17 protein-coding genes and 1 pseudogene are annotated in these 23,693 nt (G+C 62.4%); 10 read left to right on the forward strand and 8 right to left on the reverse strand.

Features of this window, described 5'->3' with window-relative positions; all coding sequences use genetic code 11:
- The first annotated feature begins 39 nt into the window (after positions 1-39).
- The 8 genes from FRZ40_RS35120 (at position 40) to FRZ40_RS35155 (ending at position 9,655) form a co-directional block, all read left to right on the forward strand.
- Positions 40-1,587, forward strand: a complete 1,548-nt coding sequence (locus FRZ40_RS35120; RefSeq protein WP_147237259.1) for a UxaA family hydrolase — start codon at positions 40-42, stop codon at positions 1,585-1,587.
- A gap of 44 nt (positions 1,588-1,631) precedes the next feature.
- Positions 1,632-2,870 (forward strand): alpha-hydroxy acid oxidase, encoded by a 1,239-nt coding sequence (locus tag FRZ40_RS35125; RefSeq protein WP_147237260.1) that lies wholly within the window; start codon positions 1,632-1,634, stop codon positions 2,868-2,870.
- Between the two features lie 262 nt (positions 2,871-3,132).
- Positions 3,133-4,173 (forward strand): ABC transporter substrate-binding protein, encoded by a 1,041-nt coding sequence (locus FRZ40_RS35130; RefSeq protein WP_147237261.1) that lies wholly within the window; start codon positions 3,133-3,135, stop codon positions 4,171-4,173.
- A 64-nt stretch (positions 4,174-4,237) separates the two neighbouring features.
- Positions 4,238-5,719 (forward strand): sugar ABC transporter ATP-binding protein, encoded by a 1,482-nt coding sequence (locus tag FRZ40_RS35135; protein WP_147237262.1) that lies wholly within the window; start codon positions 4,238-4,240, stop codon positions 5,717-5,719.
- Positions 5,716-6,666 carry an ABC transporter permease gene (locus FRZ40_RS35140; RefSeq protein WP_028368039.1) on the forward strand — a complete coding sequence of 317 codons (951 nt, stop codon included), beginning with the start codon at positions 5,716-5,718 and terminating at the stop codon, positions 6,664-6,666. Before FRZ40_RS35135 ends, FRZ40_RS35140 begins: the two co-directional genes overlap by 4 nt.
- Positions 6,663-7,649 (forward strand): ABC transporter permease, encoded by a 987-nt coding sequence (locus FRZ40_RS35145; protein ID WP_147237263.1) that lies wholly within the window; start codon positions 6,663-6,665, stop codon positions 7,647-7,649. Before FRZ40_RS35140 ends, FRZ40_RS35145 begins: the two co-directional genes overlap by 4 nt.
- Before the next feature lie 47 nt (positions 7,650-7,696).
- Entirely contained in the window at positions 7,697-8,605 is a 909-nt protein-coding gene (locus FRZ40_RS35150; protein WP_147237264.1) for an SMP-30/gluconolactonase/LRE family protein, read from the forward strand.
- 30 nt (positions 8,606-8,635) lie between these two features.
- Positions 8,636-9,655 carry an ABC transporter substrate-binding protein gene (locus FRZ40_RS35155; protein WP_028368042.1) on the forward strand — a complete coding sequence of 340 codons (1,020 nt, stop codon included), beginning with the start codon at positions 8,636-8,638 and terminating at the stop codon, positions 9,653-9,655.
- 192 nt (positions 9,656-9,847) lie between these two features.
- Here the strand turns inward: FRZ40_RS35155 and FRZ40_RS35160 are convergent.
- Positions 9,848-9,949: pseudogene (locus FRZ40_RS35160) on the reverse strand (hypothetical protein); the annotation flags it as partial.
- Positions 9,950-10,627: 678 nt separating this feature from the next.
- Between FRZ40_RS35160 and FRZ40_RS35165 the strand changes: the two are divergent.
- Positions 10,628-11,092: a CBS domain-containing protein gene (locus tag FRZ40_RS35165; RefSeq protein ID WP_028368044.1), complete on the forward strand. Its 465-nt coding sequence runs from the start codon at positions 10,628-10,630 to the stop codon at positions 11,090-11,092.
- A gap of 506 nt (positions 11,093-11,598) precedes the next feature.
- Positions 11,599-12,165, forward strand: a complete 567-nt coding sequence (locus tag FRZ40_RS35170; RefSeq protein WP_028368045.1) for a hypothetical protein — start codon at positions 11,599-11,601, stop codon at positions 12,163-12,165.
- Positions 12,166-13,282: 1,117 nt separating this feature from the next.
- Here FRZ40_RS35170 and FRZ40_RS35175 read toward each other — a convergent pair.
- The 7 genes from FRZ40_RS35175 to FRZ40_RS35205 form a co-directional block, all read right to left on the reverse strand.
- The gene (locus tag FRZ40_RS35175) at positions 13,283-14,407 is read right to left on the reverse strand and encodes an ABC transporter permease (RefSeq protein ID WP_147237266.1); all 1,125 of its coding nucleotides are present in this window, start codon (positions 14,405-14,407) and stop codon (positions 13,283-13,285) included.
- A gap of 2 nt (positions 14,408-14,409) precedes the next feature.
- The gene (gene rbbA / locus FRZ40_RS35180; protein ID WP_275671132.1) at positions 14,410-17,187 is read right to left on the reverse strand and encodes a ribosome-associated ATPase/putative transporter RbbA; all 2,778 of its coding nucleotides are present in this window, start codon (positions 17,185-17,187) and stop codon (positions 14,410-14,412) included.
- A gap of 5 nt (positions 17,188-17,192) precedes the next feature.
- The gene (locus FRZ40_RS35185; protein WP_147237267.1) at positions 17,193-18,269 is read right to left on the reverse strand and encodes an HlyD family secretion protein; all 1,077 of its coding nucleotides are present in this window, start codon (positions 18,267-18,269) and stop codon (positions 17,193-17,195) included.
- Positions 18,266-19,762 (reverse strand): efflux transporter outer membrane subunit, encoded by a 1,497-nt coding sequence (locus tag FRZ40_RS35190; RefSeq protein WP_147237268.1) that lies wholly within the window; start codon positions 19,760-19,762, stop codon positions 18,266-18,268. The genes FRZ40_RS35185 and FRZ40_RS35190 overlap by 4 nt, the downstream gene beginning before the upstream one ends.
- 590 nt (positions 19,763-20,352) lie before the next feature.
- Complete coding sequence (locus FRZ40_RS35195) at positions 20,353-22,056, reverse strand: ABC1 kinase family protein (protein ID WP_240057431.1); 1,704 nt, start codon at positions 22,054-22,056, stop codon at positions 20,353-20,355.
- A 231-nt stretch (positions 22,057-22,287) separates the two neighbouring features.
- Positions 22,288-22,539, reverse strand: coding sequence for an acyl carrier protein (locus FRZ40_RS35200; RefSeq protein WP_147237269.1), 252 nt, complete (start codon positions 22,537-22,539; stop codon positions 22,288-22,290).
- On the reverse strand, positions 22,536-23,687 hold the full coding sequence (locus FRZ40_RS35205; protein ID WP_028368052.1) for a dihydrolipoamide acetyltransferase family protein: 1,152 nt from the start codon (positions 23,685-23,687) through the stop codon (positions 22,536-22,538). The genes FRZ40_RS35200 and FRZ40_RS35205 overlap by 4 nt, the downstream gene beginning before the upstream one ends.
- Positions 23,688-23,693 lie beyond the last annotated feature (6 nt).

Consider the following 23,693-nt stretch of genomic DNA (forward strand, 5'->3'; position numbering starts at 1 on the left):
GCAGCCGCCCCCGCAATCCTTTCCATTCGAGGTTTCCTCATGTTGACTCAAGCTAGCAGTGCGCCCCAGGTGATTCGTCTGCATCCGAACGACGATGTGATCATCGCGACCCGGCAGCTGTTGCCTGGCACGCGCATCGACGCGGAGCGACTGGTCGTGACGGGACTCGTTCCGCCCGGCCACAAGATCGCCACGCGCGATATTGCGAAGGGCGAGCCGGTCAAGCGCTACAACCAGATCATCGGTGTGGCGCGCGAAGCGATCGCGCGCGGCCAGCACGTTCACGTGCATAACCTCGGCATGTCCGAATTCTCGCGCGATCATGCGTTCGGCGTCGACGCGCATCCCACCGACTACGTCGCCGAGCCCGCGCACTTCATGGGCATTCGCCGCGACGACGGCCGCGTCGCGACCCGCAATTACATCGGCATCCTGACGAGTGTGAATTGTTCGGCCACGGTCGCGCGTGCGATCGCCGATCACTTCAGGCGCGACGTGCGCCCCGAAGCGCTCGCCGACTTCCCGAACGTGGACGGCGTCGTCGCGTTGACACACGGACTCGGCTGCGGAATCGACATGCAGGGAGAAGGCATCGCTGTATTGCGCCGCACGTTGGCCGGCTACGCGGTGCATCCGAACTTCGCGTCGGTAATGTTCGTCGGACTTGGTTGCGAAACCAACCAGATCGACGGCGTGCTCGAAGCGGCTGGCCCGGCCGGCAAAGAGATGAAGCTGCGCAGCTTCACGATTCAGGACAGTGGCGGCACTCGCAAGACGATCGAGCGCGGCGTCGCGCTGGTCAAAGAAATGCTCGCCGACGCGAACCGGGTTGAACGCGTGCCCGTGCCCGCGTCGCATCTGTGCGTCGGTCTTCAGTGCGGCGGTTCGGACGGGTATTCGGGCATTTCGGCGAATCCCGCGCTGGGCGCCGCAGTCGACCGGCTGGTGCAGCACGGCGGCACCGCGATCCTCTCGGAGACGCCGGAGATCTACGGCGCCGAGCACCTGCTGACGCGCCGCGCCACGAGCCAGGCGGTGGGCGACAAGCTGCTCGCGCGGATCGCGTGGTGGCAGGACTACTGCACGCGCAACGGCGGTGCGCTCGACAACAACCCGTCGGCCGGCAACAAGGCGGGCGGCTTGACGACAATCCTCGAAAAATCGCTCGGTGCGGTCGCAAAGGGCGGCACGACGAACCTCGTCGAGGTGTACGAGTATGCGCAGCCTGTCGACGCAAAGGGCTTCGTATTCATGGACTCGCCCGGCTACGATCCCGTGTCGGCGACGGGGCAGGTCGCCTCGGGCGCGAACCTGATCTGCTTCACGACCGGGCGAGGCTCCGCATACGGATGCGCGCCGTCGCCTTCGCTGAAGCTCGCGACCAACACCGCGCTGTGGGAACGGCAGGAGGACGACATCGATCTCAACTGCGGCGGCGTTGTCGACGGAAGCGCTAGCATCGACGAGCTGGGCGAAGCGATTTTCCGGATGATGCTCGACTGCGCATCCGGTACGCGCTCGAAAAGCGAGCTGCATGGCTACGGGCAAAGCGAGTTCGTGCCCTGGCAGGTCGGCGTGGTGACCTGAGAAACGATGCGCGGTACAGAGACGAATAGAAGAGGAGAACCGAATTGAAACGCCGCCTTTATTCAGGCCGCGACGTGAACCGCGCGCACAGCATCGACGATCTCCGCGCGATGGCACGCAGGCGGCTGCCGAATTTCTGTTTCGAATACATCGAAGGCGGCGCTGAGGACGAGGCGACGCTGCGCCGCAATCGGGACGTGTTCGACGAAATCGCGTTTTTGCCGCGCACGCTCGTCAATGTCGAACACCGCAACCAGAGCAGCACGCTGCTCGGTCAGCGCACAGCGTCGCCGTTCATGATCGGCCCGACCGGCTACAGCGGACTGATGTTCCGCGAGGGCGATGTGCAGCTCGCGAGCGCGGCGGCGGCGGCCGGCATTCCGTTCGTGCTGAGCAACGCGTCGACGGTTGCGCTCGAAGATGTCGTGCAACGCGCGGGCGGCCGGGTGTGGATGCAGGTCTACATGTATCGCACGCGCGAGTTCGTCGCGAAGCTCGCGCAACGCTCGCTTGCGGCCGGAATCGAAGCGCTGGTCGTCACGACGGACAGCGCGGTGTTCGGCAAACGCGAATGGGATCTGCGCAACTACATCAAGCCGTTGATGCTCGACTGGCGCAACAAGTTCGATGTGCTGGGCCACCCGCGCTGGATGAGCAACGTGCTTTGGCCGGGCGGGATGCCGCGCTTTGCGAATCTCGGCGACCTGTTACCGCCGGGGCAGACCAGCGTGAAGGGTGCGACGATTACGCTGGGTCAGCAACTCGATCCGTCGCTGTGCTGGGACGACATCCGCTGGCTGCGTGATCTGTGGCCCAAGCGCCTGGTCGTGAAGGGCGTGCTGGGCGCGCCGGACGCACTGCGGGCGATCGAGGCCGGCGTCGACGGGATCGTGCTGTCGAATCACGGCGGCCGGCAGCTCGACGGCGCGGTGTCCGCGATGGACGTGCTGCCGGAAGTCGTCGATCAGGTGCGCGGCCGGCTCGCTGTAATGCTCGACGGCGGGTTCCGCCGCGGCTCCGACATCCTGAAGGCCGTGGCGCTGGGCGCCGATGCCGTGCTGCTCGGACGGGCGACGACCTACGGCCTGGGCGCGGGCGGCCAGCCGGGCGCCGCGCGCGCGATCAAGATATTGCAAACGGAAGTGGATCGCGGGCTGGGTCTGCTCGGGTGCAGCGATATCGCCGCGCTGGATCGCAGCTATCTTCGCTGGCGGTTGCTGAGCGCAGCGCAATCGCGGGTGCACGCTGGCAGCGCGCACGATGATGCGATGTCACTCGCGTGACGGCCAGGACACGGCGAGGACACGGCGAGGCGGCGACGAAAAACGATGAGCGTGCTTGCCGGCACACCTGCTGCAACGCCATTCGTTACCGGTAACTGATTCGAATTGCACACGCTAACACCAGTCGCTATACTGGGCTCCGCAATCGGTGGCCTGACCAAAATCGATTGGCCTGACCGCAGCACGAATCAACGCAGACTGGCGAACGGCGCGTTGTCGATCAAGTCATGGCGCGCGAAGAAGAACGAAAGGAGATGACACGATGTTCCGTAAGGGAATGAAGGTCAGGGCCGCGCTCGCGCTCGCGCTCGCCGCATGCATGGTCGGCAGCGCGGCGCACGCGCAGGTCGCTGCGGGCGACACGTCGCAAAAGAAGATCGCGTTATCGAACAGCTTCGCCGGCAATGCCTGGCGGCAGTCGATGCTCAAGAGTTGGAACGCGATTGCCCAGCAAGCGGTGAGCGACAAGCAGATTGCCGCCGCGCCCGCGTTCACAACCGCGGAAAATCAGGTGACCGAACAGGCGCAGCAGGTGCAGAACCTGATACTGCAAGGCTATAACGCGATCGTGATCGACGCCGTATCGCCCACCGCGCTCAACGGTACGATCAAGAAGGCATGCGCGGCGGGCATCGTCGTCGTGTCGTTCGACGGCGTCGTCGACGAACCGTGCGCGTATCGCGTGAACTTCGATTTCAAGGGCTGGGCAGAGCAGGGCGTCGATTATCTGGCGAACCGGTTGAACGGCAAAGGCAACATTCTCGAAGTGCGGGGCGTGGCCGGCATTTCCGTCGACAACCTGATGCATGAGGGTGTGCTCGACGGACTCAAGAAACATCCCGGCCTCAAGCTCGTCGGCTCGGTGAACGGCGACTGGACGCAATCGGTCGCGCAAAAGGCCGTCGCGGGCATTCTCCCGACGCTGCCGCAAGTCGACGGCGTCGCGACCGAAGGCGAGATGTCGTTCGGCATCGCGCAGGCGTTCAAGGCGGCCAATCGTCCCACGCCGCCCATGATCATCGGCAGCACCTATCCGGAACTCGAATGGTGGAGCGAGCAGACGAAAACGGGTTACCAGTCGCGCTCGCTGTCGAACCCGCCGGGCGCGGTCTCGTTCGCGTTCTGGGTCGCGCAGCAGGTTCTCGCGGGCAAGCAGATCCCGAAGGACGTGACCATCAACGTACCGCTGCTCGCAATCTCGCAACAGGAGTTGCCGGCGAAGCTCGCCGCGACGCCGAAGGGCGCTATCGCCGACGTCACCTACACGTTGCCGCAGACCGTGGCCTTGCTCGACAAAAAGTAAGCGCGCTCAGGCCCGATCCGGCGCGATCGGGCGCGTGCGCGACGCCACGCATGGAGGCATGTGAATGGGCGCAACATCAAGCAACGGTCAGCCGGGCGCGCTGATTCGCTTCGACGGCATCGGCAAGACCTTCGGCCGGGTACGCGCGCTGGGCGACATCGACTTCGCGTTCATGCGCGGAGAATGCGTCGGCATCGCGGGACATAACGGCGCGGGCAAATCCACGTTAATGGCGGTGCTGGCGGGCGTCTATGCGCCGACTCAGGGACGCATCGACGTGGACGGACAACCGGCGCCGCATTACGACGCCAACGCCGCGCGGCATGCGGGCGTGCGCTGCGTGTTCCAGGAGTTGTCGCTGTGCGCGAACCTGACGGTCGCCGAGAACATGACGATTGTGCATCCGCAATTGCGCGGGGCCGGATGGCGTCGCAAGGCAACCGCGTTGATGCGCGAGAAGCTCGACGAAATCTTTCCCGGCAATGGGCTGAAGGGCAATGAGCTGGTTTCCGATCTGACGCTCACGCAGCAACAGATGGTGGAAATCGCGCGCGGCTTCACAGTGACCGATGCGCCTGTGCGCCTCGTGATTCTCGACGAGCCGACGTCGTCGCTCGATGCGCATACGGCCGATCAGCTGCTCGCATTCGTGCGTCGCGCGGCGCAATCGGGAATCACGTGCGTGCTGATCACGCACATGCTGGGTGAAATCGAGCGCGTCGCAGATCGTGTGGTCGTGATGCGCGATGGCGGAATCGTCGGCGTGCTGCCGCGCGACGCGGTGAGCCACGCGGCGATCATCCAGGCGATGGGTCAGCAGCTCGAAGCGGACAAGACGCCTTCTGCCGCGCGCGTGCGCGACGCACGCGGCGACGAGCGCGCTTTCCGCTGGAATGTCGGCGCGCATAAGCGGACTTTGATCGAAGCGTCGCGCGGCGAGATCGTCGGCTTCGCGGGACTCGCAGGCCAAGGTCAGACGGAAGCGTTGCTGTCGATCTACGAGGCCGCGACGCGTCGCGGCGCAGGGCGCGTGAAAGCCGCTTTCGTCGCGGGCGATCGCGGCCGCGACGGCGTGTTTCCGGTCTGGTCGATCGCGCAGAACCTCGACGTGCGCTGGCTTTTCGGCGGAGCGAAGTCGAAGCGCGGTCTCGTCGATCGCACGGCCGGGCGCGCGCTCGTCGAAGCGTGGCGCGCGAAGATCGGCATACGCGGCGCGCCGATGAGCGCGAGCATCCTGTCGCTGTCCGGTGGCAATCAGCAGAAAGTGCTGTTCGCACGCGCGCTCGCGTCGGACGCCGTGCTGATCCTGATGGACGATCCCACTCGCGGCGTGGATGTCGGCACGAAGCGCGACATCTATCAGCTCGTCCACGACGAAGCGCAAAAGGGCCGCACCTTCATCTGGTACACGACCGAAAACGATGAGCTGTCGCATTGCGACCGCACCTATGTATTCCGCTCGGCCGCCGTCACGCGCGTGCTCACAGCCGACGAATGCACGGAAGAAGCACTGCTTGCAGCAAGCTTCGAGGAGCAGGCCGCATGACTCCCGCGCACTTTTCCATTCAGAGCACGCAGGCCCGCCTGCGCGCGCTGCTTCCTGCAATCTCGCTGATCGCGGTGCTCGTGCCGATCCTGATCATGCAGCCCGCGGTGATGAGCTATTTCGGCTCCAGTCTGCTGCTCAATCTGGCGGTGCCGATCGTACTCGCGACGCTCGCGCAGCTCGCGATCATCACCGTGAACGACCTCGATCTGTCGATCGGTTCTTTCGTGAGTCTGGTGGCGTGCATCGGCGCGACGCTGCTGGTTAAAGAACCGTGGCTCGGTGTGCTCGCGCTGATCGGCTGCGTGCTCGCGTATGCAGCAGTCGGCGCGCTGATCGAGCTGCGGCAGATACCGTCGATCGTCGTCACGCTCGGTCTGTCGTTCGTGTGGAGCGGCCTTGCGATCGTGCTGCTGCCTTCGCCGGGCGGCACGACTCCCGGCTGGATCGGCACGGCGATGAACTATCAGACACCGTTCATCGCGGCGCCGATCGTGTGGTCGGTGGTGGTCGCGATCATCGGGCACGTGCTGTTGATGCGCACCTCGGCCGGCGTTCGCATCCGTGGCGCGGGCGGCAATCCGCGCGCGATGCGCCGCTTCGGCTGGTCGCTCGTGCGCAGTAAGGCGACGCTGTACGGAGTCGCGGGCATCTTCGGCGTGCTGTCGGGTCTGTCGCTGCTCGGCCTCACGACTTCCGCCGACGCGAATCTGGCGCTGCGCTACACGCTGCTGTCCATCGCGGCGGTGATACTCGGCGGCGGCGAATTCATCGGCGGGCGCGTGTCGGTGATCGGCGCGGTGCTCGGTGCAATCACACTGACGCTCGCGGCGTCGTTCCTCGCCTTCCTCAATATCTCGGCGGACTGGCAGGTCGGCATGCAAGGCGCGATCCTCGTCGTCGTGCTGTCGTTGCGCGTGCTGCTGCAACGCGGGGAGCGCCAATGAAATCGCAGCTAACCGGCAGGGCAATCGGCGCAGACGAAACCGCGTGGTCGCGCTTGCGCAGCGTTCAGGCGCCGTGGGCGTGGTCGTTCGTCGGCGCGGTGCTGGTGTGGTTCGGCATCGTCGGCGTGTTCGGCTTCGGCATAGCCGGCAATGTCGCGCAGACGGCGCTCACCTACGGCGTGTTCATGGTGCTGGTCGGTCTCGGGCAGATGCTCGTGATCACGTCGGGCGTCGGCAACATCGACCTGTCGGTGCCGTCGACCATCGCGCTCGCGGGCGTGATCGGCATGCACGTCATGGGCGGGGCGAACGGGCGAATCGTGATCGGCGTCGCGGCCGCGCTCGGCGCCGGTGGCGCGGTGGGCCTTGCGAATTACATGCTGATCAGGCTGCTGCGCATTCCGCCCATCATCGCGACGCTGTCGTCGAGTTTCATCGTCCAGTCGATCGCGATCACGCAAGGGCGGCAGCTTCCGCCGCCGCCGCCCGCGCTCGGCGCGTTCGCGACCGGCCGCTTCCTGAACGTGCCGTATATCGCGCTCCTTGCGCTTGCACTGTCGGTCGCGCTGGCGGTGCTGCTGCATCGCGCGGTGTACGGCCGCAAGCTGTCGGCGATCGGACAGAACGCACGGGCCGCGTGGCTCGCGGGCGTCGACGTGCATCGTACGCGCTGCCTCGCGTACGTGCTGTGCTCGATGATCGCGGCGCTCACGGCGCTTCTGCTCGCGGCGACCTCGGGCGGCGCGTCGCTCGACATGGGCGTCGAGTACATGCTGATTTCGATTGCCGTGGTCGTGATCGGCGGCACGCTGGTCGCCGGCGGCAAGGCGACGATCGTCGGCGTGTGGGGCGCGTCGATGTTCCTGTTTCTCACGAACGCCGCGCTCAACGCGCTCGGCGCGGATGCGGGCGTGCGATCGATCGTCTATGGCGTGCTCATCGTCGCGGTGACCGTCGCGGCCGGCGGAAAGGCGGTGCGGTGAAGAGGTGCCAATCGCTTTTCCGATTCACGTCAAGAACGAGAGGGGAGATGAAATCCAGCGACTACGAAGTGCATGATCCGCGTTTCAGACTGCTGCTTCAGCCCAATGCATTCCTGAGCCGCCTGACAGATGAATGCCTGTGGGCCGAAGGGCCGGTGTATTTCCCGGCGACCGACCTGCTCATATGGAGCGACATACCGAACAACCGGATGCTGCGCTGGGCGCCGGGCATGGGCCTGGGCGTGTTCCGCGCGCCGTCGAACTACAGCAACGGCAACACGCGCGATCGTGAAGGCCGGCTCGTCAGTTGCGAGCACGGCGCGCGGCGCGTGACGCGCACCGAACACGACGGCAGCGTGACCGTGCTTGCGTCGCACTTCGAAGGGAAGCGCCTGAATTCGCCGAACGATGTCATTGTCGATTCGAACGGCAACATCTGGTTCACCGATCCTGACTACGGAATTCTGAGCGACTACGAAGGGTATCGCGCGCAGAGCGAGATCGGCCGCTGCAACGTCTACCGCATTTCGCCCGACACCACGCGGGTGGAACTGGTCAGCGACGACTTCGTGAAGCCGAACGGCCTCGCGTTCTCACCGGACGAATCGCGCCTCTATATCGCCGATTCGGCGGCTTCTCACGACGACGAGGCGCCGCGTCATATTCGCGTGTTCGATGTGGCGGGCGAGGGTCGTTTGCGCAACGGTCGCGTGTTCATCGAAATGCGAAGCGGCGTGCCGGACGGCATGCGCGTGGACGAGCACGGCAACGTGTGGACCAGCGCGGAAGACGGCGTGCATTGCTATGCGCCGGACGGGGCGCTGCTCGGCAAGATCCTGATCCCCGAGGTCGTCGCGAATCTCACGTTCGGCGGCATCAACCGCAATCGCCTGTTTATCGCGGCGACCTCGTCCATCTATTCGCTTCACGTCGCTGTGCGCGGCGCGGGGCGGTGAAACTCACAACATCAAAACCCGGAGACGAACATGAAGATGACAGCAATCGCGGTGGCGCTGTGTCTGGCCGCGGCATCGGTGGGCGCATCGGCGCAGGTTGCAACGGGCGATACGTCGGCGATGAAGATCGCGCTGTCGAACAACTATGCAGGCAACAGTTGGCGCCAGCAGATGCTCAAGAGCTGGTCGAACGTGGCCGATCCCGCGGTGAAGCAGAAGGTCGTTGCGGCCGCGCCCAGCTTCACGACGGCTGAAAGCCAGGCGACCGAGCAGGTCCAGCAGATCCAGAATCTGATCCTGCAAGGCTACAAGGCGATTGCCGTCGATGCGGTTTCGCCGACCGCGCTTAACGGCGTAATCAAGCAGGCGTGCGGCGCGGGCGTGACGGTCGTGTCGTTCGACGGAATCGCAACCGAGCCGTGCGCATACCGCATCGCGGTCGATTTTCAGGGTATGGGCCGCATGCAGGTCGATTATCTGGCGAAGCGTTTGAACGGCAAGGGCAACCTGCTGGAAATCCGGGGGCTCGCGGGCGTCTCGGTGGACGACGAGATTCACCAGGGCGTCGTGGATGAACTGAAAAAGTATCCCGGGCTGAAAATAGTCGGCTCGGTGCATGGCGACTGGACGCAGACCGTCGCGCAAAAGCAGGTCGCGGGTATTTTGCCGACGTTGCCGAAGATCGATGGCGTCGTCACCCAGGGCGGCGACGGATTCGGCGCCGCGCAGGCGATCAAGGCCGCAGGACGGCCGACGCCGATCATCATTCTCGGCAACCGTCAGGAAGAGCTTGCATGGTGGGCCGATCAGAAGAAGGGCGGCTACGAGACGATGTCGGTGACGATTCCGCCGGGCGCATCGACGTTCGCGTTCTGGGTCACGCAGCAGATCCTGGCCGGCAAGAAGGTGCCACACGATATCCGCATGCCGGTTCTCGAAGTGAAGCCGGGCGAACTCGATGCCGTGCTCGCAAAGACGTCAGCGGGCGCGCTTGCGAATAAGGAGTACACGCGCGACGAGGTGGTCGCGGTGGTCGATGGGAAGAAGTGAGCGCAAGGCAAGTAGCGTGAACCGGCAGATCGCGAGTCGCCGCCGCTGGCAGGACCGCGATCTGCCGCATGCATCGGAAGCAATGCCAGCCACTATGGTCCAATCTGAAAACGGGGACAGCGTATGTCGCCCGTGCCTGTGGTCACACGACGCTTAAACTACCGGTTCGCTCACCGCTTGTGACTTACTTTGTCACTCACTTTGTGACTTGCGATAAGCCGCAAACTTCGACGCATTGCCGATGCCGGGATTGAAGCAATTGCACGGATCGAGCTTCTGATATAACCCGGCAAGCGTCGCGAGCAATTCGGCGAACAGTCTCCTGGTTACGTTCGCCAATGACCAGTTCAATACCGGAAACACCAGGTGCGCCACCGTCAGCAATACTTTCAGAATTGGAACAGACGAAAGCAGTAAGCTTGTCTCGCGCCAGGAGACACGCTATGGCGCATGTCAAGACACCCCGTTCTCAATAACGTTCACCTTCCCGTAGACAAAGTGGGCGAGCGGATGGTGTCAACGCGGAAACCGCTGCGTTCAATTTTCAGTTGATCTGGCACCTCTTCCTGGAAAGACGCGTCTTGAAGGTTCCACACCACCTGTGCCAATCGAGCTATTTGCTTGCCACGCTTTGCGAAGCAACTGCAGGCTGCGCTCCAGGTATTCCTTGAGTATCTCCGACTGGTCCAACGCCTTACCCAGCCCCGTGTGAACACACCGCCAATCAACGCCGTTGACATGAGTCAATCCAGAAGGCTGGACGCCACGCATACTCGAATCATCAACCCGAGGGGCAGTCTGCCATGTCCGGCAACCAGATCATTTCTAGACCGCCTCCGTGGGTGCACGCCTCGGCTACGAATCAAGGAGCGTGATTCTTGCTATCGAAGGTTGCGCCTGACAGGCGGCGGTCGAGCGAGATTGTCAATGTGCGGCGATACGATAACCGCGCATCGTTTGCAGGAGGTAATCGTGAAAGTCAAAGATATTTGTAGTCTTGGCACGGTCCATATTCCCATGTCCTGCAATTTGCAGGAAGCCGCAACGCAGATGCGCGACCAGCACGTCGGTACGCTGGTTGTGACGAGCGGCGGTTCGACCAACCGGATCGCCGGGATCGTAACTGACCGGGATATCGTGTTGAAGGCCGTGACGCGCACCATTTCTCCAAAAGAACTATTAGTTACGGATGTGATGACCCCTTATGTGGTGGCTGTCGACGCCGACGCGGACGTGGCCGAAGCGATGCAAACCATGTCGTGTCACGGGATACGTCGACTTCCCGTCACGAACGCGGAGCAGGACATCGTTGGCGTACTTTCGCTCGACGACGTGATCGGGGCGCTCGGTCAGGATCTGGCGTTATTGGCTAGCATCATCCGTTGTGAGCAGAACCGCGAGCGTAGCGGTTCAGTACAGACCCCGCTGCACGTGTAATCGGGCATCGGTATCTGCAGGGGCTATGGAAAGTACATCATGCGAGACACGTTGAACAATGCATCTGCCGAACACTTGCGCATATTGCCCGGAGGGTCAATGGGTAATCTGTGTGAGCCCTACCGCGGATATCCGATCCATGTGCGGGTATCGATCAGCCCGGTGATTTCGCTGAGTTGCATGCCCCGTCGGCACTTTAACGTCTCGTGGTCAGTCCGATCTGTTGACGACGTTGCTACACCAGTGACAAGCGTTGATGAGCGGACCGACTTCATCTCGTACAGTGGTGCCCAAAACTACGGCCAGAGGCAGGCTCGGGAGTTTATCGACCGGAAACTCGCGAGCGTGCCTGTTTGAAGGCTCGCGGGTCAGGCATGTCGTACCCAGGCTTGTGGCTTCCCTGACGGCATGTTAATTCAGGCGTTGCCGTGCCGATGGGCTGTCCAGACGCAAGGCCGCAAGTAGGTGCTGGCCGCGCGCCGTAGACGCAACCAGTGGAATAAACCATGAAAGACGCATTCGAACGACGTATCCTGCTGCACTATCTCGGCCGGGTCCTTCAAGTGACCACCCGCATCCGCGAGATGCGGCCGGCTCCGCTGACTATCGGGGAGCTTGTCGACCGCAATCCGATCCTCGAAGACGAGCCTGTGCTGGAATACCTGGATCGCACGATGCTGATCGAAGACTTCATCACTTGCACGCTCCGTGCGTTTTGCCTGTGGCCTCAGTGGCTCCTCACAGATCCGCTTGATCGAAACGCGTTTGCCGCTAGTGTTCGTGAGCAACTCTTCAAGGGGAACGGGCGCGGGTGGAAGTCATTTGCTGCGAGACTACGTGCCGAGGTCGGCTGGTTTGACGCGAAAAAGGAGTCCCGACCGAAGAGGGAAGATAACTCGGTGATAGTGTCGGAGATCAACGAAAACGAAGCAGGAGAGGACGTCACAAGCCTCGCCGTCACGGACGTCGAACGCGTTTTCGACGCAGGGGCGGCCGCTGAGAGTATTGAGAGCTTGACAACAGTGCGGGAGCGGGCACGCGCGAACGAACAGCTTCCTGACACCCGACAATAAGCGACGTCCCGTGCCTGCCGCGCATGACGAGTGAGCATGACTCGTTTTGTCCGCATCGGTCGCGACTTGTTGATGAGCGACCTGCGCACGGCATTCTCAAATCGGGTGCTTGATTTGGCGGGCGGCAGATCGCGGTGATGGAACTCAACGGCCTGACTGCCGCCGCGCAATATCGACACGATCCAATGGATCCCTGAGCGTCTGAGATAGATATCGAAAACGCTGATCTGCGTCAGTATCACAACGCTATGGGTCACACACCATGTATTCGCTGCAGCTGGCACTTTTGCACTTTGCCAAGGACTTGCCGCGGATTTTATGGAGTACGTCATGTATCGTCATCTTCCCATTTTCGAGCGGCTGGCGTTTTCGCTGGTGACAGCGTCTGCGGTAATCTGTGCCGCATTTCTGCTTGGCCACCGATATGGCGCATTCGACGGGACATCTCTGACATGGACGTCAGATCCATGCGTTGAACGTGCCTTGACGTGTCAGGATGCGTCTACATCCAGCGGGAGCAGATGTGTGTCTGTCGTTGGTAAAAACATCGAATGCCCATCCGAAGTCTGGTAGCTCCCACCGACGCTTTGCGTGCCTGAAGCTCCTTAATAGGAGTCAGCGTTCACAATGCTCGCATCGATATGCTGCAATCGAATCAGCACACGCGAACGGGTGGGGGAGCCATGCAGACCGAACGCCGCATCCCGATCATTTGCTATTCACGCACTGAGACGACTGCGGAGTTCGCAGGGCGACGACTTGCCGACAAACTTGATGCCGACCTTGAGCGCGTTTATGAAGAGATACCTCGTCACGCCGGGGTATTGCCGGTTTTGTCCGCTCTATCGCCAATACGTTATTCGGGCATTCGGCGCGCCTGCAGCCGATGAAACATCGCCCGCTGCCATATGACATGGTTGTAGTCGGCACGCCTGTATGGGCGGGCCGGGCGTCGACACCCATCGCCACGTGGCTGGCCGCTCATCATCACGACTTCACGATGTGGCATTTTTCTGCCCGATGGGCGTCATGTCAGTCACAACCCTGACTCTACGCCAGCCGTCCTGCCAGAACGGCGCGAGGCCTGGTACATCAGTAGCACAGCCCCGATGACGGGCTATACCATCTGACTGATGGTCTTGCGGAACCGGCGCAGCGACAAGGCAAACAGCGTGACGCCGATTGCTGACAATGCGAAGAAGGGTTTCCACACCACGTCGATTCCTGCACCACGGTACAGTATCGCCTGCCCTAGTTCGACGAAATGCGTCGTCGGCGCCGCGAGCATGATGTCCTGAACAATCTGCGGCATGCTCTCGCGCGGTGTCACGCTGCCCGATAGCATTTGCAACGGCAGTAGCACAAGCACGATCAGCATGCCGAACTGGGGCATGCTGCGTGCGAGCGTTGCGAGAAAGATTCCCATCGCCGTCGTGGCGAACAGGTGCAGCGCCGCACCCAGCATGAAAAGCGCCACGGACCCTTCCACCGGCACGCGTAGCGCGCCGCGCACAATGAACGTCAGCGAGAATGCGGCGGCGGCCAGCACGACCAGCCCCATCGACCAGACCTTCGAAAGCATGATCTCCGCCGGGCTCACGGGCATGACCAGCAGATGCTCGATGGTGCCGTGCTCGCGCTCCCGGATCAGCGCTGCGCCGGTGAGGATGATCGAGAGCATCGTGACGCTGTTAATGATCTCCATGAGTGCGCCGAACCGCACATGTTCGAGATTCGGATTGAAGCGCATATGCATCACGATGTCCACGGGCAGCGACGCGGTGGTGCGGTAGCGCCGCGCGAAACCATCGACCTCGCCGCTTACGATCTGCTGCACATAACCGCTGCCCGTAAAGGCCTGGCTCATCCGCGTCGCGTCGACATTCAACTGGATGACGGCGGGGTGGCCGGCGAGCACGTCGCGCTGGAAATTGGGCGGAATGTCGAGCGCGAACGTGTATTTGCCGGTGTCAAGGCCCCGGTCCACCTCCGCCGCTGTAATCAGCACGGGCGTGACGAACTGTGGCGGGAAGAACGCCGCGACGATGCGCGCCGACAGCGGCGAGGCGTCCTCGTCCACGACTGCGATCGGCGCCTTGTGCAACGTGTCCGGCTGTGCGGTGGCGGCCGAATAGATCGAGACGGTGAACGTGTAGATGATCAGCACGATCATGATGGGGTCGCGCCGCAGGCTCCACAGTTCCTTGACGCCGAGCCGATAGATGTTCGAGAGCCTGCGCATTGTCACGTCTCCTGCTTGCGCAGCATCGCGATGGTCGCGATCATCACCACGGGTATGGCGATGAGCAACGACCAGAACTGCATCTGCAGATCCTGGAACCCGAGTGCCTTGTTGAATACGCCGCGGCTGATCGTGAACATGTAAGTGGCGGGATAGATCTGTCCGATAAACCGGGCGCTGCCTTCCATCGAAGAGAGCGGATTGATCAATCCGGCGAACTGGATGGTTGGCACCATCGTGCCGATTATCGTCAGGAAGATGGCCGCGATCTGGCTGCGCGTGAACGTTGACGCGAGCAGCCCGAAGCCGGTCGCGACGATACTGAAAATCACCACTGCGGCAAGCAGCGTCAAAAAGCTGCCCTTTACAGGCACGTCGAACGCGAATCGCGCGAGCAAGGTCATCAGCAGGAAATTGAGCAGGGCAAGCAGCACATAGGGAATCTGCTTGCCAAGCAGGAACTCCGTGCGCGTGACGGGCGTGACATACAGATTCACGATGGACCCCAGCTCTCGCTCGCGCACGACTGCGAGCGCAGTCAGCATGGCGGGCAGCATGAGGAGCAGCATCGGAATGATCGCGGGCACCATTGCGGGCAGGCTCTTTACGTCGGGGTTGTAGCGAAAGCGCGTCTCGATGTCCAACTGCGCTGCAGGAGCTGCGCCCAGTCGATGCCGTGCCTGTTCGACGAGCCAGGCGGTGTGCATGCCCTGCACGTAGCCGCGTATTGTTTCGGCCCGCTGCGGCATCGCGCCGTCGATCCATGCGCCGATCTCGACGTGCCTGCCGCGGAGCAGGTCACGCGCGAAGTTGGGTGGAATCTCGATCGCGAGCGAAAGCCGGCCGCTACGCATGCGCTGGTCCAGGTCGTAATAGTCAACGAGCGGCATCTGCTCCATGAAGTAGCGCGAGCCGGAGATGTTCAGCGTGTAGTCGCGGCTCAACTCGGTCTGGTCACGGTCGAGGACGGCGAAGCTGAGGTTTTCGACGTCCATGTTGATGCCGAAGCCCATCACGCACATCAGCACGAGCGAGCCCAGCAGTGCGAGCGTGGCGCGCACGGGGTCGCGGCGCAACTCCAGCGCTTCGCGCCACATGTAGCTGAGCATCCGCCCGGCGCTGAAGGCGTGCTGCCTGGGTGCGGCGGCTGTGGTTTCATCAGGCACGGGCATCACCGCCGCCGGGGATGCCGCTTCTGCGGAGGGCTCTCCGCCCGCCTCAATCAGATAGCCGATGAACGCCTCTTCGAGCGTCGCGGCGCCACGCGCAAGCACCAGCGCGGCCGGCGCGTCACTTGCGAGCACTTTGCCCGCGTGCATCAGCGATATGCGATCGCACCGCTCGGCCTCGTTCATGAAGTGCGTCGAGATGAAAATCGTCACGCGGTCCCGCCGGGCGAGGTCAAGCATCAGTTGCCAGAAACTGTCGCGCGCAATCGGGTCCACGCCGGAAGTCGGCTCGTCGAGAATGAGCAGTTCCGGCTTGTGCACCATCGCCACGGCAAGCGACAGGCGCTGCCGGACACCGAGGGGCAGACTCACGGGCAAGGTGTCAAGCGCGTCGGCGAGGCCGAAACGGCTCACCATTTCATCGACGCGCGCGGGAATCTCGCTTTCCGACACATGGAACAGGCGTGCGTGAAGCACGAGGTTCTGGCGCACGGTCAGTTCTCCATACAGCGAGAACGCCTGCGACATGTAGCCGACGCGCTTGCGCGTGTCGATATCGTCTGGATCGACAGGGCGGCCGAACAGTGTGGCAGTGCCTTCTGTTGCGGGCAGCAGGCCTGTCAGCATCTTCATCGTGGTCGACTTGCCGCAACCGTTGGAGCCGAGGAAGCCGAATATCTCGCCTCTGCGGATGCGAAAGCTCACGTGGTCGACGGCAATGAAGTCGCCGAAGCGCATCGTCAGGTCATGAGCCTCGATCGCGACGACCGTGTCGTCGCCTGCCTGCAGCGGAGTAATCCGGACCGGCTGGTGGCCTCGGCGTTTTTCCTCTGGCAGCAGCGCAATGAAGGCTTCTTCCAGCGTCTTGCCGGCCGCCTGTTCGAGCAGCGCCGCAGGCGTTCCCGTGGCAAGCACGCGTCCGGCATCGAGCGCGACGAGCCAGTCGAAGCGCTGTGCTTCGTCCATGTACGCTGTCGCGACGATCACACTCATGCCGGGACGCGTTTCGCGGATGCGTGCGATCAGGGTCCAGAACTGTGCGCGGGCAAGGGGGTCGACGCCGGTGGTGGGTTCGTCGAGAATCAGCAGGTCCGGGTCGTGAATCAGCGCGCAGCACAGGCCGAGCTTCTGCTTCATGCCGCCGGAGAGCTTGCCGGCTGGGCGCGAGAGAAACGCATGGAGTCCCGTGCTGCGCGTAAGGCTGTCGATGCGGTGGCGGCGTTCTGCCGCGTCGTGGCCGAACAGCCGGGCGAAGAACTGCAGGTTCTCGTCAACCGACAGTGTGGCGTACAGATTCTTGCCCAAACCCTGCGGCATGTAGGCGATACGCGGACAAACGCGGTTACGGTGCCGCTCCGACGCCATGTCGCCGCCCAAGGCCTCGACCGTACCCTGCTGCACCTTGCGGGCGCCAGAAGCCAATGCGAGCAGGCTCGACTTGCCTACACCGTCGGGCCCAATCAGGCCGACCATGCGCCCTGCTGGAAGGTCGAGCGTCACGCCATCGAGCGCCACCGTCTTTCGGTAGCGAAGGATTACGTCGTGCAGCCGGACGACGGGAAGGCAGCTTGCCTGATCGTTGCGTAAAGCGCTCGCGGCGCCGGATGCAATCGTGCTCACTGCGGAACCCGGAGCGCGAGATTTTCGGGCCAGGCGACATTAGGATCGACCCGAACCCATGCCACACCGGGCAGTCCCGTCTTGACCAGCTTCAGATGCCGGAGCAGCAACTCGCGGCTGATGCGCGCCTTGACGCGAAACATCAGCTTCTGGCGCTCGCTTGCGGTTTCTACGGTCTTCGGCGTGAACTGCGCGGTACTCGCGACGAACGAGACCGTGGCCGGAATCACGTAGTTGGGCGCGGCATCCAGAATCACGCGTGCTTCGGCACCGAGCGCGACCTTGCCGACTACCGGCTCGGGCAGGAAGAAGGTCATGTAGACGTCGGAGAGGTCGACCATATTGAGGACCTTTCCACCCGCTGCGAGCACTTCGCCAGGCTCCGCGACGCGGTACTGTACGCGGCCGTCGCGCGGCGCGACAAGCTCGCTGTCGACGATGTCGGCGTTGACCCGCGCAATGGTGGCCTGAGCGGCGACCACCATCGAGCGTGCCGCGACGAGTTGCGCACGGGTCGCGTCGATGGCGGCCACGGCCGTTGCGACCTGCGCCTTGGCGGCGTTCACGGCTGCTTCGGTGCTGCGCATCCGGGCGCGGTCGTCGTCGAGTTCCTGCATCGACGACGCGCCTTCCTGCGACAGCGTCTCCGAGCGTGCGAGCTTGCGTTGCGCGGCGTCGAGTTCGGCTTCGCGCTGCGCCACCATCGCCTGCGCCGCCGCTTTGTCGCTCTCGCGTTGCGTGACCTGCGCTTCGATGCTTGCCGCGTTGTTGATGGCCTGCTGATGCTGGGCGCGCGCTTCGTCGAGTTGGGCCTCCAGGACGGTGACCTGCATCTTCGCCAGTGACTGGCCCGCTCTCACGAAGTCGCCTTCATCGACATATATGCCGTCGACGCGCCCGGCGAGTTTTGTGGCCACGTCGATCTCGGTGGCTTCGATGCGGCCGTTGCCGCTCGCGAACGCGTCGCCAGGTCCAACGTCGTGCAAACGGGTCCACGCAAAATAGCCGCCTGCCGCAGCGAGGAGCAGCGCGGTGGCGACGATGATCTGTTTGCTTGTGATGGCAACGTTCATTGCAACGGGACCTGTGATGTCGGATGATTTGCTGCCGAGGGCGTATGATCGGCTGCGGCCTCGCGCTCCATGTTGCCGCCGAGCGCAGCGTAGAGCGCAACACGGCTCGACAGCAGCGCGCGACGAATCTGCACGAGCTGCTGCTGCGCGTTCAGCAGGTCGCGCTGCGCGTCGAGCACCTCGAGGAACGGCGTCGCGCCGTTGTCATAGCGAAGCCTGGCGAGCCGCGCACGTTCGGTCTGCGCGCCGAGCGTGGCGCGCGCGGACCGCACCTGATCGGCGAGCCAGTCGCGGGCCGACAAGGCGTCGGCGACGTCACGGAACGCGGATTGAATTATCTTCTCGTACTGCGCTACGGCCTCCTTCTGGCGCGCTTCTTCGAGTTGCAGGTTGCTGCGGTTGCGGCCTGCGTCGAATATGGGCAACGACACGCTCGGCAGAAAAATCCAGGAGCCCGTTTCCGCCGCGAACAGGTCGTGAAGGGCGGTGCTGCTGCTGCCGATCGAGCTGGTGAGCGTGACGCGTGGGAAGAACGCGGCACGCGCTGCGCCGATGTTGGCGTTGGCGGCGCGCAACTGATGCTCGGCGGCCACGATGTCCGGGCGGTTCTCCAGAAGATGCGAGGGCAGGCCGGCAGCCAGATCGGCCCGCACGCTGTCGTCGTCAAGCTGCGATGGCGGCGACAGTTGCGCGGGCGCGCCCACGAGCACGTCGAGCGCGTGAGCGTCAGCCGCACGCGCCTGCTCCAGTTGCGCGGCGAGCGTCTGCGCCTGCTCAAGCAATATTTCCGACTGCGTCAGGTCGAGTCTCGATATAGCGCCGACCTCGAAGCGGCGCCGGAAGATGCGCAGCGACTCCGTGCGGCTCGCGATCGTCTGGCGCGCAATGGCAATGCGCTCGTCGAACTCGCGAAGAACCAGGTAACTGTCCGCGACCTGCGCGATGAGGCTAAGTGTCGTGGCGCGCCGCGACGCATCGCTGGCCAGAAAATTTTCCAGCGCGGCGTCCTTGAGGTTGCGCACGCGCCCCCAGAAGTCGAGTTCCCAGTTGCTTTCCATGAGGCTCACGCTATAGCCGCCGCCGATGAACGGTCCGCTGCCCAGAAGGCCGCCCGGTGCACGGAAGCGGACATACGACGCACCCGCGTCGACGGTGGCGAATTGATCAGCCCGGCGCACGCCGTAGATGGCGCGCGCCTCTTCGACACGCTGCACGGCAATGCGCAGGTCACGGCTTTGCGCGAGCGCCTGCGCGATCAGCGACTGAAGCGTTGGGTCGGGGAAGTAGTCGAGCCAGTCCATGTTGACGGCAGACGCCGGGCTTGTGTCGGGTGCATCGTTGGGCCACGAAGCGGGCACGGGCAGGGCAGGGCGTTCGTATTGAGGCGCGAGCGACATGCAGCCGGACAGCGACAGCACGAACACAACGACGGCTGCACGGAGCGTGCAAGCGTGTCGCCTCAGGCGTTCGCAGGGAACCGCTTGTTTGCGCATGGCATGGTTGAAAGGAAGGGGTGAGTTCGCGTCGTCGCTCACGTATTCGACACAAGCTCAGTGGCATGTGGTTTCTTCATTCTTATAGCTGCCCGATAATTGCGCACCGTTGATACAGGTCAATCTGGATACCGACCAGTCGGTGTTTCTTCGTGCTTTGATACTGGAATTCGGCCAGCTCCGTTTGGCTGGCCGCACAATTTGACATTTGGGCAAGCACACTGATGCCGGATGTCATGCGTCAGCAGGCGCGGTGTGAATTGCTCTCGCAGCCGGATCGTATTGCTGCACCTGATCCGCCGACCGAGCCTTATCGTACGAGTATTTCGGAGCAGCGGCTCGACTCTTGCGCGCTGGCCCGAAGGCACGCAAAGAGCGCATCGGGCATTTGACGTGCTTCGTCCTGTCGCCGTGCATTGGCGGCGATAACGCCTACCTGCTATACAGGTGCCTTTGGCGGGAAGCTGGATGGCCAGCCCGGCTGGCGGTGTCGACACGGCAGAACACTGCTTGAGGCTGTGCGCGAATCTACGAAACCCGGTGCTGGTTTGCCGAAGGAGTGCGTTTAACATCTTTACGCCAGTCAGCTATCAGAACCGTCCTGATCGCAGAATGGCAACGGCCCATGCAAGTCCCATTGCAGCCGCAACGACGAAGCCAGTTATCCCTAGCAGGGAAATGCCTGCATAACGAGGACCGCTGTGGAATGTCGTTATGATCGACGACCCGATCACAACGCTCGCTATGATCAGGCTAAGGCTAAGCCGGTTGCTGGCACGATCAAGGTGGTTTTCCACGGTTTGCAACTGGTCATGTTCGACCTGAATAGTTGCTTTGCCGCTGGTGAGTACGTCTGTCGTCCGGTTCAGGATATCCGGGAGATTGATGACAGCGTGCTGTAGCGCTCGTAGAGCGCGGAAGCCACGGGCGGTTTCCCGCCTGGGAAGAAGACCTTGAAACATACGGCGCGCGAGCAGCCGGGGTGCATAGTCTCGTAGACACGTCACCGCGTTGAAATCCGGGTCGATCGCAAGCGCCTGCGATTCGACGAGCATGAATGCTTTCGCAACCAGCAGAAACTGCCGTGGCAGACGGATGCGATGCCGCTGGCTGAGTTGCGCGAACTGACGCGCGATTTCGCTAAAAGAATAGCCTTTCCCCGCCGCCAGATAATAAGCCTTCAGGGCATCCGAAACGTCGTGGGTGAAGGCGGTGCGGTCAATATCCACGGCGACGACGCCCATGTCAAAGTAGGCGTCTACCATCCATGGTACGTCTGCTGAGCTGATTGCCAGAATTAGTTGCGCAAGGCTTTCCTGATCGGGGGCGGAGAGCTCGCCCATGATGCCGAAATCGTGAAAGCACAACCGCCCATCCGGGCGCACAAATACGTTGCCCGGATGTGGATCCCCATGAAAGAAGCCATGTTCGAAAACCTGTCTCAGGAACGTTTCCATGAGCTTCGCCGAAAGACGCTTCTGTTCGCGTCGGTCTGGTGAGGGCTCATCGCCTAGCTTGTGACCGACGTTTCTCTCCATGGTCAGGACGACGCGACTGGTCAGATCCCAGCAAATGCGTGGTACAAACACGTCAGGGTCGTCCTTGAAGTTCTCACGCAGACGGTCGCCATGGCGTCCTTCCGTCTCATAGTCCAGTTCGTCATTGATGAGTCGGGCAAACTCTTCGACCAGGTCGATGGGCCCGAACCGGCGCATTTCCGGGATCAACTGCTCAAGCCGGCGGGCCAGAAAGCGCATGATGGCGATGTCTGCGCGAATGACGGGCTCGATCCCTGGGCGCTGCACCTTGACAACAACGCTTGTGCCGTCCCTGAGATTCGCAGCGTGGACCTGCCCGATCGACGCAGCGGCAAGCGGCGTCTCGTCAAAAGTGGAAAATAGTTCATGGATCTGCTTTCCCAGTTCGCGCTCGATAATGAAGCGGGCTTGCGAGCCTGGAAACGGAGCGACATTGTCTTGAAGTGTCTGCAACTCCAGGATCCATGGTTCGGGCAACAGGTCGCGCCGCAAGCTGAGAAGCTGCCCGAACTTGATGAACGCCGGTCCAAGCTGTCCGAGCATCTCACGGAAACGTGTGGCATCGTGGTCGCCGCCGGCTGCTGGAGCTGTGGCCATGACCTCGGCAGGCTCCCGACCGAACTCCAGACGCTCGACATAATGCGCCCATCCTGCGCTCGCGACAGTCCGCAGAATTTGCATGAGCCGTGGAAGTCGGGTCGGAGCGGAACGCTCGATTTCCTCTTTATACATATCTGAATGAGCGGTGGATCTCATTGCTTTCTCCCTTACGGCAAGTCGTCGCTCATTCAGGTTGATTTGTCATTCGATCAGCACGGCGCCCCGTTTGAATCAGACTTCGCTTTCGGCTCGTGGGCGGAATCGCGAGCGGCGCGCGCCAACCGGACCGAAGCGCGCCTCGGCGCGCTCAACAGGCTCCATAACGCTGAGGGAGCGGACAGAAGGTTGCGTTCCGCAGTGGCATCGCCGCGGGCATTTAGCCGATCGCTAGCTGGCTTTACTCGATTCTTCCAGATAAGCAACGACGTCAGCAAGCGTTGAGAGACGCTCATAATCGACCTCTGGTATTTCTACATGAAACTTCTCATGAATAGCTGTTAGAAAATTAAGCCAATCCATCGAATCAAGATCCACCTGTTTTCGCAACGGGCGATCATCGCGTAGTGTCGTGATGTCTACTTCTGGTGCGATCGTCTGCAATGTCGTCAGCACGGTGACACGAATATCGGGAGAATTCATCGCTCGAGTTCCTCAGGATGTTGCAAGGCATCGCTCAGTTCAAGAAGAAACAATGCGCCACGGTGTCCGTCGGACACGCGATGGTCCGCCGACAGTGTGGTTGTCAGCATGGGAAGTATCTTGACTTGTCCGTCCTCTGCCCACGGACGTTCGATGACGCGGCCAAATCCGACGAGAGCCACCTGGGGGGGATAGATTATGCCGAATACTTCGGATGTCCCCTGATCGCCGAGATTCGTCACGGTAATAGTGGCTTCCGACAGTTCGGAACTGCGCAGCGAGCCGGCTCGGCAACGTTTCGTGAGATCGGCCAGTTCCCGCATGAGTTGGGGCAACGTCCTGGACTGGGTATCGAGCAAGGCTGGTGCGACGAGACCCCCGCTGCGTAATGAGATTGCCACCCCCACATGAATCTTCGCGGCCGGCACGAACGAGCCCGCACGATAGAAGCCGTTGAGCTCCGGAAAGCGTTTCAGCGTCACGGCCACCGCCTTCAGCAATAAGGCTGCAAGCAACACCCGGTCTTCAATCGAGCGTTTGGCGTTTTCGGTTTGAAGCCATCTGAGCGCCGTTTTCAACGGGATCGTTTCGCTGACGTAGTAGTGCGGTATTTCACGTTTAGAGCGCTCCATCGCATTCGCGATCACTGTTCTCATTGCGACGAGCCTATCGCCGGCTGGAGCAGCTGCAGTGCCTGCGGCGCCGAGGATAGCGTGTTCGACGTCGTCGTATGTCACCGATCCGCCTGGTCCACTGCCCGTGACCTTGTCGAGGTCGACGTGGCATTCCTGAGCGCGTTTGCGTGCCGCAGGAGAAACCTTGCGGCGCTGCGTACCGGAATCGACGGGCAGGGGGGCGGCCGGTGCCGGCAGTACCGTGCGTGGCCTCCTGGTGACTTCCGACGGGGATTCGCCGTGTTCGAGAAGCATTGCCATAGGCGTGCCTACAGGTATTTTCTCTCCCGGCTGCGTGATCAGTTCGTATACCGTACCCTCATACCAGCTTTCGACATCGACGGCCGCCTTGCTCGTGTCGACAATGGCCACAACCTGGCCTTTTGTGACCACATCGCCAGGCTTTACCTTCCATTCGAGGAGTGTGCCTTCGTCCATGTCGGCGCCCATTGAAGGCAACGTGAACTCGATCATGAGTGC

The organism is Paraburkholderia azotifigens, assembly GCF_007995085.1.
In the GTDB taxonomy this organism is placed as follows: Bacteria; Pseudomonadota; Gammaproteobacteria; order Burkholderiales; family Burkholderiaceae; genus Paraburkholderia; species Paraburkholderia azotifigens.

Coding starts and splice junctions, on each gene's coding strand:
- FRZ40_RS35120 (WP_147237259.1), top strand. CDS start 40: ATGTTGACTCAAGCTAGCAGTGCGCCCCAGGTGATTCGTCTGCATCCG.
- FRZ40_RS35130 (WP_147237261.1), top strand. CDS start 3,133: ATGTTCCGTAAGGGAATGAAGGTCAGGGCCGCGCTCGCGCTCGCGCTC.
- FRZ40_RS35135 (WP_147237262.1), top strand. CDS start 4,238: ATGGGCGCAACATCAAGCAACGGTCAGCCGGGCGCGCTGATTCGCTTC.
- FRZ40_RS35140 (WP_028368039.1), top strand. CDS start 5,716: ATGACTCCCGCGCACTTTTCCATTCAGAGCACGCAGGCCCGCCTGCGC.
- FRZ40_RS35145 (WP_147237263.1), top strand. CDS start 6,663: ATGAAATCGCAGCTAACCGGCAGGGCAATCGGCGCAGACGAAACCGCG.
- FRZ40_RS35150 (WP_147237264.1), top strand. CDS start 7,697: ATGAAATCCAGCGACTACGAAGTGCATGATCCGCGTTTCAGACTGCTG.
- FRZ40_RS35155 (WP_028368042.1), top strand. CDS start 8,636: ATGAAGATGACAGCAATCGCGGTGGCGCTGTGTCTGGCCGCGGCATCG.
- FRZ40_RS35170 (WP_028368045.1), top strand. CDS start 11,599: ATGAAAGACGCATTCGAACGACGTATCCTGCTGCACTATCTCGGCCGG.
- FRZ40_RS35175 (WP_147237266.1), bottom strand. CDS start 14,407: ATGCGCAGGCTCTCGAACATCTATCGGCTCGGCGTCAAGGAACTGTGG.
- FRZ40_RS35185 (WP_147237267.1), bottom strand. CDS start 18,269: ATGAACGTTGCCATCACAAGCAAACAGATCATCGTCGCCACCGCGCTG.
- FRZ40_RS35190 (WP_147237268.1), bottom strand. CDS start 19,762: ATGCGCAAACAAGCGGTTCCCTGCGAACGCCTGAGGCGACACGCTTGC.
- FRZ40_RS35195 (WP_240057431.1), bottom strand. CDS start 22,056: ATGAGATCCACCGCTCATTCAGATATGTATAAAGAGGAAATCGAGCGT.
- FRZ40_RS35200 (WP_147237269.1), bottom strand. CDS start 22,539: ATGAATTCTCCCGATATTCGTGTCACCGTGCTGACGACATTGCAGACG.
- FRZ40_RS35205 (WP_028368052.1), bottom strand. CDS start 23,687: ATGATCGAGTTCACGTTGCCTTCAATGGGCGCCGACATGGACGAAGGC.